This window comes from Streptomyces pilosus (genome assembly GCF_014649835.1).
Taxonomy (GTDB): Bacteria; Actinomycetota; Actinomycetes; order Streptomycetales; family Streptomycetaceae; genus Streptomyces; species Streptomyces pilosus.
This window is the reverse complement of sequence record NZ_BMTU01000001.1, coordinates 514,886-528,522: the sequence shown is the minus strand read 5'-3', so window position 1 is coordinate 528,522 and position 13,637 is coordinate 514,886. Positions and strand designations below refer to the sequence as shown.

Below are 13,637 nucleotides of genomic sequence, written 5' to 3'. Positions count from 1 at the left end.
CGCGTAGAATCGCCGGGTGAACGCCCCCGCCCCCCCGCACACCGCCGAGACGCTCCGTTCCGCCCTCGCCGCGGCGCTCGACGGGCTTCCGGCGCGGCAGGCCGCGCAGGCCGTCGAGCGGCTGATCGCCAACTACCGCGGGGCCACCCCCACCGACGCCCCCATCCTGCGCGACCGCGCCGACGTCGCCGCGTACGCCGCCTACCGGATGCCCGCGACCTTCGAGGCCGTGCGCTGCGCGCTGGAGGCGTTCGCGGACGCCGTGCCCGGGTGGACGCCCGCCGACCACACGGACGTCGGCGGCGGCACCGGCGCGGCCGCCTGGGCGGTCAGCGCGACCTGGGCCGGAGACCGCCCCGTGACCGTCCTCGACTGGGCCGAACCCGCCCTCGCCCTCGGCCGGGAACTCGCCGCCGCGCACCCCGTCCTGCACCGCACGACCCGCTGGCACCGCACCCGCATCGGCGCGGCGCTCACCCTGGAGAGCACCGACCTCGTCACCGTCTCCTACGTCCTCAACGAGCTCACCGCCCCCGACCGCGCCGCCCTCGTCGACGCCGCCGCCGGTGCCGCGCGGTCCGTGGTGATCGTGGAGCCCGGCACGCCCGACGGCTACGCCCGCGTCATCGAGGCCCGTGACCGCCTGATCTCCGCCGGGTTCCACGTCGCCGCCCCCTGCCCGCACAGCGCCGCCTGCCCCATCGCCCCCGGCACGGACTGGTGCCACTTCTCCGCCCGGGTCAGCCGTTCCTCCCTGCACCGCCAGGTCAAGGGCGGCTCCCTCCCGTACGAGGACGAGAAGTTCAGCTACGTGGCCGCCACCCGCCTGCCCGTCGTGCCGGCCCCCGCCCGGGTCGTCCGCAAGCCGCAGATCCGCAAGGGCCAGGTCCTCCTCGACCTCTGCGAGACGGACCCGGCCCTGCGCCGCGCCACGGTCACCAAACGCCACGGTGACCTGTACCGGGCCGCCCGCGACACGGACTGGGGCGACCCCTGGCCGCCGGACGGCCACGCCTAGCCGGACGCCCGGCCCCGTCCCTCCGCCCGACCCCGTCCCTCCGCCCAGCCCCGTCCCTCCGCCTGGCGCTGTCCTTCCGCCCGCCGCTCCTCTTCCGCCCGCCGCTTCTCGCGCAGCCCGCGCAGCAGCTCCCGCTTCTGCGCCCGCGCGTCGGGCCCGCCCCCGATCCGCCCGCCGCGCCCGCCGCCGCGCAGCGCCTCGCGGCCCAGGTGCCGCCGGCTGCCGCCGACGCCCGGCAGGTGTCCCGCTCCGCCTCGGGTCATGGCCCGGTCACCTCTCCTCGCACACCGCGTTCAGTACGAGACGTATCGTCTCGTCGTCGACGTCTCCACTGTCCGGCGAGACGCACCGTCTTGTCAACCTGGTACATTCGGCCCATGGCCAGAAACCAGTCCGCCGGTCGCCCCGTCCCCGCCCCCGACGCCACCCGCCGCAGCGAGCGCTCCCGGCGGGCCATCTACGACGCCGCCCTCGCCCTCGTCGCCGAAGTGGGCTACCCGAAGACCACCATCGAGGGCATCGCCGCCCGCGCCGGCGTCGGCAAGCAGACGATCTACCGCTGGTGGTCGTCGAAGGCGGACGTCCTCCTGGAGGCGTTCCTCGACCTGAGCGAGCAGGCGGCGGAGACGGCCCGCCGGGCGCAGGCCGACGACCGGCCCGCGTACGGCATCCCCGACACCGGTGACCTGGCCGCCGACCTCAAGGCCGTCCTGCGCGCCACGGTCGACGAGCTGCGCGACCCCGCCTTCGAGGCCCCCTCCCGCGCCCTGGCCGCCGAGGGCGTGGTCAACGAGGAGCTCGGCCGCGCCTTCGTCGCCCGGCTGCTGGAACCCCAGCTCCAGCTCTACGCCGACCGCCTGCGCGCGGCCCAGGAGGCCGGCGACGTCCGCGCCGACGTCGACCCGCGCATCGCCCTGGAACTCTTCGTCTCCCCCCTCGCCCAGCGCTGGCTGCAGTACACCGCCCCGATCAGCCACGAGTACACCGACACCCTCGTCGACTACGCCCTGCACGGCATCACCCCCCGCTGACCCCGCGCTCCGCCCGCCGCCCTACCGCCCCGGCGCCGCGGTCACCGTCCCCGGCCCCCGCACCGGATGGCGGGCCAGGCGGCCCGGAGCGTCCGTGATGATCCCGTCGCAGCCCAGGGACAGGGCGCGGTCGCGCTGGGCCGGGGTGACGACCGTGTGGGCCCAGACCCGGGGGATGCCGGAGCGCACCGCGCGGGTCAGGTCGGCGTCGCGGGCCCCGATGTCCACGTCGAGCACATCGACGTAAGACCGCCAGAGCCCGGGGCGGTCGGTGCGCAGCTGACGGGCCGACCGCCACAGCTGGGACAGCAGGCCCAGGTCGTGGACCCGGCGGGCGACCTCCGGGTCGTTGGTGTTCACGAACACCGAGCGGGTCAGACCGCGGGCGCGGATCAGCGAGGCCAGCCGGTCCAGGCCGTGCGGGTCCTTCGCCTCCAGCATGAGCACGATCCGCCCGCCCAGCCGGTCCAGCACCTCGGCGACCGTCGGCGGCCGTTCCGCGCGCCAGCTCCCCGGCAGCCGGTCGCGCGGCCGCAGCCGTACGTTCCGCCACTCCCCGGCGTCCAGCCCGCGCACCTCGCCGCCGAGGAACGTCGTACGGTTCAGGGTCGCGTCGTGGAAGACCACCGGCGTACCGTCCCGCAGCACCCTGGTGTCGAAGTCCAGCACCTGCGCCGTACCGCGCCGGAACGCCGCCATCAGCCCCGACATGCTGTTCTCCGGCACCTCGCGCGCCCCGCCCCGGTGGGCGACGTACGGCACCCGGGGCAGCGAGTCCACCGTCAGCGGGCCCGCGCCCCACTCCAGCGGGGGACCGCCGGCGTGCCCGCCCGTGAGGGTCAGCGAGACCACGGACACCACGGCGGCCAGGCCCGTCGACGCGATCAGTGTGACCATGTGACCACGGTAGGGCCGCATATCACGCCGAACCATGCAATTACACCCGATACCGCCCCACGCTCCCCGCCGGCCGGGCGTCCCCTTCGTGCCGCCCGGCACCCTGCGTCCCCACGGGTCACCCTCGTCCCACCTGCACCGATTGTGGGCTCTGGCCCCCCGATGCGCACGATCGTGGGACCATAGGGCATGCTGAAGCGCAGGACGGCGAGGCGAGGAGATAGATGAGCGCGGAGTTCGGCGGCCGGAGCGGCCGACAGAGCAGACTCTCCCAGTGGCTGCGCGGACGCCGTCCGAAGCCGGCCGCCGACGAGGGCGGCCGCGAGGCCCTGCTGCTCGCCGCCGCCGACGCGGGACTGCCCCTCGCACCCGCCGCGCACCCCGCCCCCGGGTACCGCTGCTCCTGCGACCGGGTGGGCTGTCCCACCCCGGCCCGGCACCCGGTGTCCTTCGCCTGGCAGACCCAGTCCACCACCGAGCGCGCGCAGATCGAGCGCTGGGCCTGCCACCAGCCGCAGGCCAACTTCATCACCGCGACCGGCATGGTGCACGACGTCCTCGACGTCCCCCTCGACGCCGGCCGCGAGGCGCTCACCCGCCTGCTCGACGCGGGCGTGGAGGTCGGCCCGGTCGCCGAGAGCGACGACGGCCGCATGCTGTTCTTCACCCTCACCCGCGGCACCCCCGAGGACGAGGACGAGTGGTGGCCGTGCGAGCTGGACTGCCATCCGGAGACCATGGACGAGCATCCCGGCCTGCGCTGGCACTGCCGCGGCTCCTACGTCCTCGTGCCGCCCGCCCGCCTGCCCGGTGACGACGACCGGTCGGTGCACTGGGTACGCGGCCCCGAGCACCCGCTCCCCGACCCGCTGAGCCTGCTGGAGTACCTCACCGACTCCTGCGCCCGCCACATCGGCGAGCAGTCCGACCACCCCGGCACCGCCTGGCCGCTGCGCCGCTGAGCCCGGCGGAAGGCCGTACGCGGGTCTACTCGCCCTTCGCCGACGTCAGCCCCTGCACGCGTCCCAGGACCCGTACCTCTCCCTCGGCCGGGGTCAGCGCCACCTCGTTGGAGACGAACTCCATGGTGAAGGACTGCCTGATCTCCCCGGTGGTCAGCGCCAGCACGTCCTTGTTCGGCGTCGGCACCGACGCGCCCGCCGCGGCCGTCTGCTTCTCGAAGTGGCGCGTGGTGAAGAACACCAGCGCCCCGCCGTCCTCCGTGCGCAGCGCCAGCGGAGCGTAGTCGCCGTTCGTCAGCGGCTCGTCGATGTACTGCGTGGCCAGGCCCGGCCGCTGCGCCTTCTTCGCCCGCGCCGCCCGCCACACGCTGGTGTGCGTGCCGTCCGCGAAGACGTCCCCGCCGTCCTTGAGGAACGTCGCGTACTCCTCGCTCAACTCGCCCGGCGGCACCGCCACATCGGTCGCGTTCGCCGGCACGGCCTCCGCCCAGCCGTCCTTGTCCGTCCTGAACTCCGGTATGTCGTCCGGGGCGACCAGCGTCAGGTACGCCACCTCCCACGGCTCGTCCGTCCCGTCCCGGGTGAACACCAGCAGCCAGCGGCCCGCGCCGCCCTTGTTGCCGTCCGCGTCGGCGACGAACCAGCGCGGCCAGCCCGCCTTCGCGGGGATGGTGAACTTCGCGTCCGTCAGCTCCAGCGGCGAGTGCCGGGGGTTGCCCTGCGGGTTGCTGGCCCGTCCGGCCTTCAGCCGCGCGGTGTCGATGTCGGCGAGGGCACCGGTGGTGTGCCCGGCGTCCAGGGAACCGTCGTACGCCTTGTCGGCCGCGTTGTACGCGTCGGTGAACTCCGCGAGCGCTTCGGCGGCTTCGACGCGGGTGGTGGCCGGGAGCACCTCGCGCTCGCCGTGCACCACCACGCAGCCGCTCGCCGTCAGCGACAGAGCGGTCACGAGTACGCAGCTGCCGAGCATGCGGTGCCTGTGGAGCCTTCGAAGGCCGCGATCCCTGCTCATCCGGTTCCTTCACCTTCCCCTTCCCGGAGGCGAACCCTACCGGGGCGCCCGGCGGCGCGAGCGCCGGGACCGCGGACAGCGGCCACACCGTGACCTGCCGCCCAACCCGGGTCAGGCGGAGGGCCCGGCGGCCCGGTCCGGGAGGACCACGACCGTGCCCGTCCGGGGGTGCGGGAACACCTCGACCGGCTGCTCGTACACCCGTGACAGCAGCCCCCGCGTGAACACCTCCCGCGGTGGCCCGTCCGCCGCGACCCGGCCGGCCCGCAGCACCGCCACCCGGTGGGCGTGGGCCGCCGCGAGTCCGAGGTCGTGCAGGACGACGACCACCGCGTCACCGGCGAGCGCCCGCTCCCGGCACAGCCGCAGCACCAACTCCTGGTGCCGCAGGTCCAGGGCGGCCGTCGGCTCGTCGAGCAGGAGCAGGGGAGCACACTGGGCGAGTACCCGGGCCAGTGCCACCCGGGCCCGTTCGCCACCGCTCAGCGCGGAGAACGGGCGTGCGGCGAGACCGGTCACCTCGGTGGCGGCCATCGCGCCCGCCACCGCCGCCCCGTCGTCCTCCGGCCGGACCGAGGTCCAGGGCGCGCGGCCCATCCGGACCACCTCCCCGACCGTGAACGGGAAGGACAGGGACGCGGACTGCGGCAGGACGGCCCGGCGCAGCGCGAGTTCCGGCACGGACCAGTCCGACGCCGGGCGCCCGTGGATGCGCACGCACCCCGCGGTGGGCGGGAGATCGGCGGCGAGGACACTCAACAGGGTCGACTTCCCGGCCCCGTTGGGTCCGACCAGGGCCAGTACCTCACCCGCGCGGACCCGGACACCCACGTCGGCCAGGACCTCGCGGGCACCGAGCCGTACGGTCAGCCCCTCCGCCTCGGCGAGCACCTCACCCGGCACGGGAGCGGCCGGCGGGACGGGACGGCCGCGCGGACGGACCGCGCCCAGGGCCCGGGTGATGCGCAGGGGACGGGCCATGCCCGAAGGACGCTTCATGCCCAGCCTCCCTGCCTGCGCCGGGTGCGGCGCAGCAGCCAGAAGAAGAACGGACTGCCGAGCAGTGCCGTGAGGACGCCGAGGGGGAGTTCGGCGGGCTCGGCGACGGTGCGGGCGATCAGGTCGGCCGCCAGCAGCACCAGCGCGCCCAGCAGGGCACTGCCCGGCAGCAGGAAGCGGTGCCCGGGCCCGGCGGCCATCCGCAGCAGGTGCGGGACGACCAGCCCGACGAACCCGATGATCCCCGACACGCTCACCGCCGCCGCCGTCAGCAGCGCGATCACCAGGACGAGCACGATCCGCAGCCGCTCCACGTCCACCCCCAGGTGCCGGGCCGGGCGTTCACCGAGCGCCAGCAGGTCCAGACGGCGGGCGTACAGGGGCGCGACGGTCAGCCCGAGTGCCGCGCACGGCAGGACCGCCAGCACCTTCGGCCAGGTGGCCTGGGAGAGCGAGCCGAGCTGCCAGAAGGTGATCTGGTTGATGGCGGCGGTGTCCGCGAAGAACAGGAACAGCCCGATCAGGGCGCCCGCGAAGGCGTTCACCGCGATCCCGGTCAGGATCAGCGTCACCACCTCCGTGCGGCCGCCCGAGCGGGACATCCCGTACACGAGCAGCACGGTGGACAGCCCCGCCACGAACGCGAGCACCGGGACCGTCCAGTTCCCGGCGAAGTTCAGGCCCAGCGCGATGGCCGCCACCGCGCCCACCGCCGCGCCGGAGGAGACGCCGATGACGCCCGGCTCGGCGAGCGGGTTGCCGAACACGCCCTGCATCAGCGCGCCCGCGCACCCCAGCGAGGCCCCGACGAGCAGGGCGAGCGCGATGCGCGGGAACCGTACGTTCCACAGCACCGACTCGGCGATCCGGTCCAGTTCACCGCCGCCGAGCCCCGACCGGTGCAGCACGGAGGCGAACACGTCCCCGACCGGCACCGGATAGGCGCCGGTGCCGGCGGCCACCGGGACGAGGACGACCAGACCGGCGACGAGCCCGGCGGTCAACAGCCAGGCGGTGGTCCGCCGCCCACGGGGCGGAGCCGGCGCCACCGGTTCCCGCACGGTCTTCTCCAGGACGCTCACGCGCCACCGCCGTACAGCTGCTCCACGACCGAGGCGAGCACCTGGTCCGTGCGCGGCCCGTAGTTGAGCAGGACGCCGTCCTCGACGGACACGATCCGCCGGTCCATGCCGGCGGGTGTCTGCGCCACTCCGGGGATCTTCACCAGCCCGTCCACGCCCCCGACGGACTCCAGTCCCTTCGCCATCACCAGGACGGCGTCGGGCGCCGCCTTCACGAGCGCCTCGCTGGTGATGGCGGTGAAGTCCTTCTCCAGGCCGGACCCGGCGCCGGCGTCGACCGCGCCGGCGGCCTCGATCAGCGAGGTGGCGCCCGAGCCCCTGCCGCCGATCAGGTACACGGAGGCGGAGCCGCGCAGGTAGAGGAACGCGACGCGCGGCTTCGTCCCGTCCCGCGGCACCGACCTGGTGACGGCCGCGATCCGCTCCTCGGTGCGGCGGGTCAGCTCCTCGCCCGCGGACGGCACGCCGAGTGCCGCGGCGACGGCCCCGATGCGCGGGCCCACGTCGTCGAGCCCGGTCGCCGCTGCGACGACCAGGACCGGTATCCCGGCGGCGCGGATCTGGTCCATGGCCTCCGCCGGACCGGTGCCCGACTCGGCGATCACCAGGTCGGGGCGCAGCGACAGCACGCCCTCGGCCGAGACGTCGTGTCCCCGGGTGACGACGGGGAGCCGGGCGGCCTGTTCGAAGGTGGCGGTGACGTCGCGGGCGACGACCCGGCTGCCGAGGCCCAGGGTGAACACGATCTCGCTGAGACTGCCGGAGAGCGGTACGACCCGCTCGGCCCGCCGCACCGTCAGCGTCCGGCCGTCGGCGGAGCGGACGGTGGCCGGGAGCGCCGGCCGGGGGGTGCCCGCGAGGGGTTCGACGCGGTCGGGCGGCGCGGAGGCGGCGTCCGGCGGGGGAGCGGACGCCGCCTCCGGCGGTCCTCCGCATGCCGTCGCGGTGAGGGTGAGGGCGAGCGCGGACAGCAGTGCTCCCGCCAGTCGTGTGCGCAAGCGTCGCACGGTTCCGTCCGTTCCTTCAGGCCGTGGTGGGTGTTTCCCGAGAAGCAGCTTAGGTTAGCCTTACCTTACTTCGCTACCGGCCGCCGTCTCCGGAGGACCACCCATGCCCATCCGCCCACGTGCCCTGGTGACCGTGCTCTGCGCGGCCGTCCTGTGGGCGCTCCTCCCGGCCGCCACGGCACACGCCGAGAGCCGTACCGTCCAGGGCGGCCGGCTCGACTGGGGCATCAAGTCGTCCTTCCAGCGCTACGTCACCGGGCCCGTGGCGAGCGGGAGTTTCTCCCTGACCGGCGGCGCGGCCACGGTCGGCGGCAGCGGCTTCCGCTTCCACTCGGCGACGGGCGCCTACGACGGTGACACCGGCACCTTCCGCGCCGCCTTCTCGGGCGGGGTGCGCTTCACCGGCCACCGCACCGCGTCCGGGGCGTACCAGCTCGACCTCACCCTCAGCCGTCCCACCGTGCGCGTCACCGGCTCCACCGGCACGCTGTACGTGGACGTCACCAGCAAGGCGAAGGGCACCGGGGCGGTCACGACGTCCCGCCGCGTGCCCTTCGCCTCCCTCTCCCTGGGCGGGATCGACATGCGGGGCGGCGGCACGTCCGTCGTCCTGGACAACCTCCCCGCCACCCTCACCGCCCAGGGCGCCCGGTCCTTCGCCGGCTACTACCCGGCCGGCACCGCACTGGACCCGGTGAGCCTCTCCGCGGACGTACGGCCGGCCGTACAGCGGAAGCCGTCCGGAACGCCGGCGACCAGGACCCCCCGGCCGTCGGCGACTCCGGGCGGCGCGAAGGCCGGGAAGCTCACCGACGGAGCCGTCGACTGGGGCGTGCGCCGCACGTTCCGCGAGTACGTCACCGGTGACATCGCCCGCGGGACGTGGACCCTGTCCTCCGGCGCCCTCGACGGCGGCGCCCTCTTCCGCTTCCCGGACGGCCGGGGGACGTACGAGGACGGCGACCTGACCGCCTCCTTCCGGGGCGCGGTCCGTTTCACCGGTGAGCACGGTCTCGACCTGAGCCTCAGCGGCGTCCGCGTCACCGTCCGGGACGGCAGCGGCACCCTCTACGCCGAGGTGACCGCACCGGACCGCACCGGCCGGGAGATCCCCCTGGTGACCTTCGCCGCCGGGAATCTCCAGGCGAAGGACGGCCTCGTCACGGTCACCGAGGCCCCCGCGACACTCACGGCGCAGGGCGCGAAGGCCTTCGCCGGCATGTACCCCGAAGGCACCGGGATGGACCCCGTCTCCCTCGCCGTGGCCCTCACCGATAAGGCCGGACTGCCCGCGCTGCCGGACCTCGGCAGCACCCCGTCCGCGTCCCCGTCCCCCTCCGCGCCGGCGTCCGACGCCCCGCCCGAGCCGGTGGCGCGGGCCTCCCGGCAGGACACCGGCGGCGCGAGTGCCGTCCTCCCCCTCGCCATAGCGGCCGGCTCCCTGCCGGTGCTCGCCGCCGCGGCCGCGTTCACCGTCCGCAGGCGCCGCGCACGAGCGGCTGCCGCGGACGCCCCGCAGCACGACTGAATCCCTTTCACCTCAAGGAGAACCGACCATGTCCGCAAGACGACGCCGCACCCTCGCCCTCGCCGCCGCGGTGGCCACGGCGGCGGGCCTCGGCGCCACCGTCGCACCCTCCGCCGCGGCCGCCGAAGTGCCACTGACGGGCTACGAGCTGACCTGGGGCATCAAGCAGTCCTACCGCAGCTACGTCGCCACCTTCGCGAAGGGCACCTTCACCCCTGCGGGCGGTGCCTCCCAGGCGGCCGGCAACGGCGCGTTCACCTTCCCCGGAGGCACCGGCGGCTACGACTCCACCACCCACCGGATGTCGCTCGCCTTCCAGGGTGGGCTGACCATCGAGTCGAAGGCGCACGGGTTCGGGATCGGGCTCTCCGACGTGCGGTTCGACAGCGCGGACGCCCAGATCACCGCCGACGTGACGCGGGGCGGCACCACGCGGGACGACGTGCCGCTCGCCACCGTCACGGTCACCCGCCAGATGACGGACATGGCGACCACGCTGACCGAGGAGGCCGCTGAGGTCTTCGGCAGCGCGAGCTACGCGGGAGCGGCGGGCGACCCGCTGACGGTCCTGAAGAAGGCCGCGCCGGAGCCGGAGCCGACCCCGACGACCACGCCGCCCACCACCCCTCCGGTCACCCCGCCCGCGTCACCGTCCCCCACCCCCACGGCCACCGCACAGCCGACGACCGGGGCCCCCGCCCCGGCCCCCTCCGCCACGAAGCCGGCGACGACCGCTCCCGCCACCAAGGGCCGGATAGCCGACGGCACACTCGGCTGGGGCGTGAAGCAGTCCTTCCGCACCTACGTCACCGGCCCGGTCGCCAAGGGCACGGTCACCGCGTCGGCCGGCGCCACGCAGGCCGCCGGCAACGGCGCCTTCACCTTCACCGGCGCGAGCGGCACGTACGACACCGGGGCGGGCAGGCTGACGGCCGCCTTCAAGGGCGCGGTGAACTTCAAGGGCCACGAGGAGAACGGCACATACGGCCTCGACCTGACCCTGACGGACCTCAGGGCGACCCTCGCGAACGGCACCGGCACGCTGTCCGCAGACGTCACCAGCCTCGGTGCGGCCTCACCGGACGTCGTCCTGGCCGAACTGAAGGCCAAGTCACCGGCCCTGACCGCGAAGAACGACGTCATCACCGTGAACGGCGTGACGGCGACGCTCACCGCGGCGGGCGCGAAGGCCTTCGGCGGCTTCTACACGGCCGGCTCCGCGCTCGACCCGGTCGGCCTGTCCGTGGCCCTGACCGACGACGCGAAGCTGCCCGACGCCACGGGCGCCACGGGCGCCACGGGCGGCACGAACGGCACCGGTGGCGGCACCGGCACGCATTCCGGCACCACGGGCGGCGACGGCGGTACGGGCAGCACCGGTTCGACGACCGGCGGCCTCGGCTCCACGGTCGGCGGCGACCTGGGCGGCAGCCTCGCCAGCACCGGTTCCGACGTCCCGGTCGGCGCCCTCGGCGCGGCGGCCGGCGCGGCGGTGGCCGCCGGCGCGGGCGTGGTCCTCGCCCTGCGCCGCAGGCGCGCGACGGCCGAGTGAGCCCCGGGGACGGGTGGGACGTCCCCGAGCCGGTGTCGCCACGCACCGGAAGGGGGCGCCCTTTCCCCGGCGCCCCCTCCCACGGGCGAGGCCCGCTCTCAGCTCTCGAAGGCCGGCAGGGCGAAGCGCCGGACGAGCGGGAAGCCGTCCTCGCGGGCGCTCTTGGCGTTGACCGAGTAGACGACCGTGCGGGACAGGTCCCGGGTGGCCGCCAGCACGGTGTGGTAGCCGGGGCGGGAACCGGTCTTGCCCCAGATCTCCCGGCCACCGATCACGTACCGCTCGAGCGCCATCCCGTACGTGGCGCCTTCGATACGGGGGACGGTGAGCATCTGGTCCAGCAGCGGCCGGGGGACGACTTCGCCGCCGAACAGGCCGAAGACCAGGCGCTCCAGGTCGGCGGTGGTGGAGATCATGTCCCCGGCCGCCCAGCGGTCGGACATGTTCCACTCGGTGACGTCGGTGGTCCGGCCGCCGATGTCGGCGTAGGCGCGGTGGTGCGGGCCGTGGACGCGGGGGTCGGGCCCGTAGGGGAACCCGGTGTGCCGCATCCCCAGGGGCCGGAAGACGCGTACGGCGGCCTGGTGTGCGTAGCGGTCGCCGGTCACCTTCTCGATGAGCATGCCGAGCACGGTGTAGTGGATGTTCCCGTACTCCTGCCGCTCGCCGGGGTCGTGCGCCGGTCCCCGGGCGACGGACGCGGCCACCACCTGCTCCGGGGTGAGGGTCTCGAACCGGTGGGCGTACATCTCCTCGGTCGTCGACCCGAGGCTCGCGCCGGGACGCAGCCCACTGGTGTAGGTGAGCAGATGACGCACCGTCGGGGGCTTGGTGAACGACGGCGGGAGCAGGCCGGGCAGATAGCGGGTGACGGGGGCGTCGAGGTCGACACGCTTCTCCGCGACGAGCTGGAGCACGAGCGCCGCCGTGACCACCTTGGTGGTCGAGCCGGCCCGGAAGCGTGCGTGCGGCAGCGCGGGTGCCCCCGTGCGCAGGTCCCGGACGCCCGCGGTGCCCGCCCAGCTCCCCTTGCCGCCGACCCGTACCAGGGCGGCGGAGACGTCCCCGTCGGGAACCTCGGCGAGCGCCTTCTCCAGCGCGGTCGCGTCGAACGCGCCGGTCCGTGGCGCGCCGTGCGCGGCGGTGGCGGTCGCGGGGGCGGGCTGTGCGGCGGCCGTCCCCGCGAGCGGGACGAGCAGCAGGGACGAGGCGACAAGGGCGGAGGCGGCCGTGGCACGGGTGCGGGCGGTGGTGCGGAAGGTCATGGGAAGGGCTCCGATCGCGGCGGTGGGTGCTGCGGACGGGACCATCCTGGTGATCAAGGTCGGTGGCGGGATCGTACGCGGTGACGAGGGCCGCCCCTGAGCCGTCCCTCACCGGTCGGCCTTCACCGTAGGGGACTTCCCTGGGCGCCGACCCCGAGACGGGCCGTGGGAGGAGAGGAGAGATGTCCCCTTCTCCCACGGCCCGTCGGAGCGGTGCGTCAGATCAGGTCCTCGCCCTTGCGGCGGGCTTCCGCCCACTCGCGGAGGAAACCACGGCTGATCACGAACAGGACGACGGCCACGAGCACGGGCCACATCAGGACGTACGCGGTGAGCGCTGTGGTGGACACGGTGCCTCCTCGGCGGTCAGAGGTGGTTCCGGCAGGCTCGGGCTCCGCCTTCTACTGGGACAAGGTCACCGGAAAGGGCGTTCACCACCTCGGTGGTCGCGGCGCTCGCGGTGTTCCTGCCGTTCCACTTCGGGGGCGGCGCGACGGGCGGGTACCGCCTTGCCGCGCCTGCGGTGCTTGAATGCCCCCCGTGACCGACTACGACGTGCTGCGTGTCTTCTGCGGGCCCCATGGCGGGTACGGCAACGAGTTGGGTGTCGTGCGCAACGGGGCCGTCATGCCGGAGCGGGAGGAGCGGCAGGAGTTCGCCGCGAAGCTCGGGTTCAGTGAGACGGTGTTCGTCGACGACCCCGAGCGCGGGGTGATCGACATCTACACCCCCACCCTGCGCCTGCCCTTCGCCGGGCACCCCTGCGTCGGTACCGCCTGGCTGATCGACGTCCCCGAACTGGTCGTCCCCGCCGGGGTGATGGGCGCCCGGCAGGACGGGGAGTTCTGCTGGATCGAGGCACGGGCGGAGTGGGTGCCGCCGCGCACCCTGCGCCAGTACGCCACCGCCGCCGAGGTCGACGACCTGCCCGTGCCGCCGAAGGGGGAGTGGGTCTACGCCTGGGCCTGGCTGGACGAGGCGGCCGGCCGGGTCCGCGCCCGCGCCTTCCCGGGCCGGGACGACGGCATCGACGAGGACGAGGCGACGGGCGCGGCGGCCCTGCTGCTCACCGACCGGCTGGGCCGCGCCCTGAACATCACCCAGGGCACGGGCTCCCAGATCCTGACCGCGCCGCAGCCGGAGGGCTGGACGGAGATCGGCGGACGGGTGTACCTGGAGCGCTGACCGGCCCGAACGCGGCCCACGGCACCGTCACTCAGCGGCCCACGGCGCCGTCACCCAACGGGCTGCCGCCGACGGAAACCCGGATGATCCGAACGCGCC

General features: G+C 74.8%; 14 protein-coding genes. 6 read left to right on the top strand and 8 right to left on the bottom strand.

Annotated elements, in window-relative coordinates:
• The first annotated feature begins 16 nt into the window (after positions 1 to 16).
• Entirely contained in the window at positions 17 to 1,018 is a 1,002-nt protein-coding gene (locus IE118_RS02425; RefSeq protein ID WP_189555539.1) for a small ribosomal subunit Rsm22 family protein, read from the top strand.
• On the opposite strand, the gene IE118_RS02420 is transcribed toward IE118_RS02425, so the two are convergent.
• On the bottom strand, positions 1,015 to 1,281 hold the full coding sequence (locus IE118_RS02420) for a DUF6243 family protein (RefSeq protein ID WP_189555538.1): 267 nt from the start codon (positions 1,279 to 1,281) through the stop codon (positions 1,015 to 1,017). The genes IE118_RS02425 and IE118_RS02420 overlap by 4 nt on opposite strands.
• 114 nt (positions 1,282 to 1,395) lie before the next feature.
• On the opposite strand from IE118_RS02420, the gene IE118_RS02415 reads away from it, so the two are divergent.
• Positions 1,396 to 2,049: a TetR/AcrR family transcriptional regulator gene (locus tag IE118_RS02415; RefSeq protein WP_189555537.1), complete on the top strand. Its 654-nt coding sequence runs from the start codon at positions 1,396 to 1,398 to the stop codon at positions 2,047 to 2,049.
• Positions 2,050 to 2,070: 21 nt separating this feature from the next.
• On the opposite strand, the gene IE118_RS02410 is transcribed toward IE118_RS02415, so the two are convergent.
• Positions 2,071 to 2,946 (bottom strand): glycerophosphodiester phosphodiesterase, encoded by an 876-nt coding sequence (locus IE118_RS02410; RefSeq protein WP_189555536.1) that lies wholly within the window; start codon positions 2,944 to 2,946, stop codon positions 2,071 to 2,073.
• Between the two features lie 224 nt (positions 2,947 to 3,170).
• On the opposite strand from IE118_RS02410, the gene IE118_RS02405 reads away from it, so the two are divergent.
• Positions 3,171 to 3,908, top strand: a complete 738-nt coding sequence (locus IE118_RS02405; protein WP_189555535.1) for a bifunctional DNA primase/polymerase — start codon at positions 3,171 to 3,173, stop codon at positions 3,906 to 3,908.
• Between the two features lie 25 nt (positions 3,909 to 3,933).
• Here IE118_RS02405 and IE118_RS02400 read toward each other — a convergent pair whose 3' ends face one another.
• The 4 genes from IE118_RS02400 to IE118_RS02385 all read right to left on the bottom strand — a co-directional run bounded on the left by IE118_RS02400 (position 3,934) and on the right by IE118_RS02385 (position 8,008).
• Positions 3,934 to 4,920, bottom strand: coding sequence for an SCO2278 family lipoprotein (locus tag IE118_RS02400; protein WP_189555534.1), 987 nt, complete (start codon positions 4,918 to 4,920; stop codon positions 3,934 to 3,936).
• A 111-nt stretch (positions 4,921 to 5,031) separates the two neighbouring features.
• Positions 5,032 to 5,901 carry a heme ABC transporter ATP-binding protein gene (locus tag IE118_RS02395; RefSeq protein ID WP_189556054.1) on the bottom strand — a complete coding sequence of 290 codons (870 nt, stop codon included), beginning with the start codon at positions 5,899 to 5,901 and terminating at the stop codon, positions 5,032 to 5,034.
• 14 nt (positions 5,902 to 5,915) lie between these two features.
• Positions 5,916 to 6,980: a FecCD family ABC transporter permease gene (locus tag IE118_RS02390; protein ID WP_373303152.1), complete on the bottom strand. Its 1,065-nt coding sequence runs from the start codon at positions 6,978 to 6,980 to the stop codon at positions 5,916 to 5,918.
• Positions 6,981 to 6,997: 17 nt separating this feature from the next.
• Positions 6,998 to 8,008, bottom strand: coding sequence for a heme/hemin ABC transporter substrate-binding protein (locus tag IE118_RS02385; RefSeq protein ID WP_189555532.1), 1,011 nt, complete (start codon positions 8,006 to 8,008; stop codon positions 6,998 to 7,000).
• A 103-nt stretch (positions 8,009 to 8,111) separates the two neighbouring features.
• Between IE118_RS02385 and IE118_RS02380 the strand changes: the two genes are divergently transcribed.
• A complete protein-coding gene (locus tag IE118_RS02380) occupies positions 8,112 to 9,536 on the top strand; it encodes an HtaA domain-containing protein (RefSeq protein ID WP_189555531.1) in 1,425 nt (474 codons plus the stop codon).
• 28 nt (positions 9,537 to 9,564) lie between these two features.
• Positions 9,565 to 11,088 (top strand): HtaA domain-containing protein, encoded by a 1,524-nt coding sequence (locus tag IE118_RS02375; RefSeq protein WP_189555530.1) that lies wholly within the window; start codon positions 9,565 to 9,567, stop codon positions 11,086 to 11,088.
• Positions 11,089 to 11,186: 98 nt separating this feature from the next.
• Here IE118_RS02375 and IE118_RS02370 read toward each other — a convergent pair whose 3' ends face one another.
• On the bottom strand, positions 11,187 to 12,353 hold the full coding sequence (locus IE118_RS02370) for a serine hydrolase domain-containing protein (protein ID WP_189555529.1): 1,167 nt from the start codon (positions 12,351 to 12,353) through the stop codon (positions 11,187 to 11,189).
• Positions 12,354 to 12,571: 218 nt separating this feature from the next.
• Positions 12,572 to 12,703 (bottom strand): putative transporter small subunit, encoded by a 132-nt coding sequence (locus IE118_RS33915; RefSeq protein ID WP_221345285.1) that lies wholly within the window; start codon positions 12,701 to 12,703, stop codon positions 12,572 to 12,574.
• A gap of 190 nt (positions 12,704 to 12,893) precedes the next feature.
• Here IE118_RS33915 and IE118_RS02365 point away from each other — a divergent pair, with 190 nt between their 5' ends.
• Complete coding sequence (locus IE118_RS02365) at positions 12,894 to 13,538, top strand: PhzF family phenazine biosynthesis protein (protein WP_189555528.1); 645 nt, start codon at positions 12,894 to 12,896, stop codon at positions 13,536 to 13,538.
• Positions 13,539 to 13,637 lie beyond the last annotated feature (99 nt).

Excerpts from the sequence above, each read along its gene's own strand:
- IE118_RS02375 (WP_189555530.1), top strand. The coding sequence starts at position 9,565 with ATGTCCGCAAGACGACGCCGCACCCTCGCCCTCGCCGCCGCGGTGGCC.
- IE118_RS02370 (WP_189555529.1), bottom strand. The coding sequence starts at position 12,353 with ATGACCTTCCGCACCACCGCCCGCACCCGTGCCACGGCCGCCTCCGCC.
- IE118_RS02395 (WP_189556054.1), bottom strand. The coding sequence starts at position 5,901 with ATGGCCCGTCCCCTGCGCATCACCCGGGCCCTGGGCGCGGTCCGTCCG.
- IE118_RS02415 (WP_189555537.1), top strand. The coding sequence starts at position 1,396 with ATGGCCAGAAACCAGTCCGCCGGTCGCCCCGTCCCCGCCCCCGACGCC.
- IE118_RS02420 (WP_189555538.1), bottom strand. The coding sequence starts at position 1,281 with ATGACCCGAGGCGGAGCGGGACACCTGCCGGGCGTCGGCGGCAGCCGG.
- IE118_RS02410 (WP_189555536.1), bottom strand. The coding sequence starts at position 2,946 with ATGGTCACACTGATCGCGTCGACGGGCCTGGCCGCCGTGGTGTCCGTG.
- IE118_RS02400 (WP_189555534.1), bottom strand. The coding sequence starts at position 4,920 with ATGAGCAGGGATCGCGGCCTTCGAAGGCTCCACAGGCACCGCATGCTC.
- IE118_RS02380 (WP_189555531.1), top strand. The coding sequence starts at position 8,112 with ATGCCCATCCGCCCACGTGCCCTGGTGACCGTGCTCTGCGCGGCCGTC.
- IE118_RS02405 (WP_189555535.1), top strand. The coding sequence starts at position 3,171 with ATGAGCGCGGAGTTCGGCGGCCGGAGCGGCCGACAGAGCAGACTCTCC.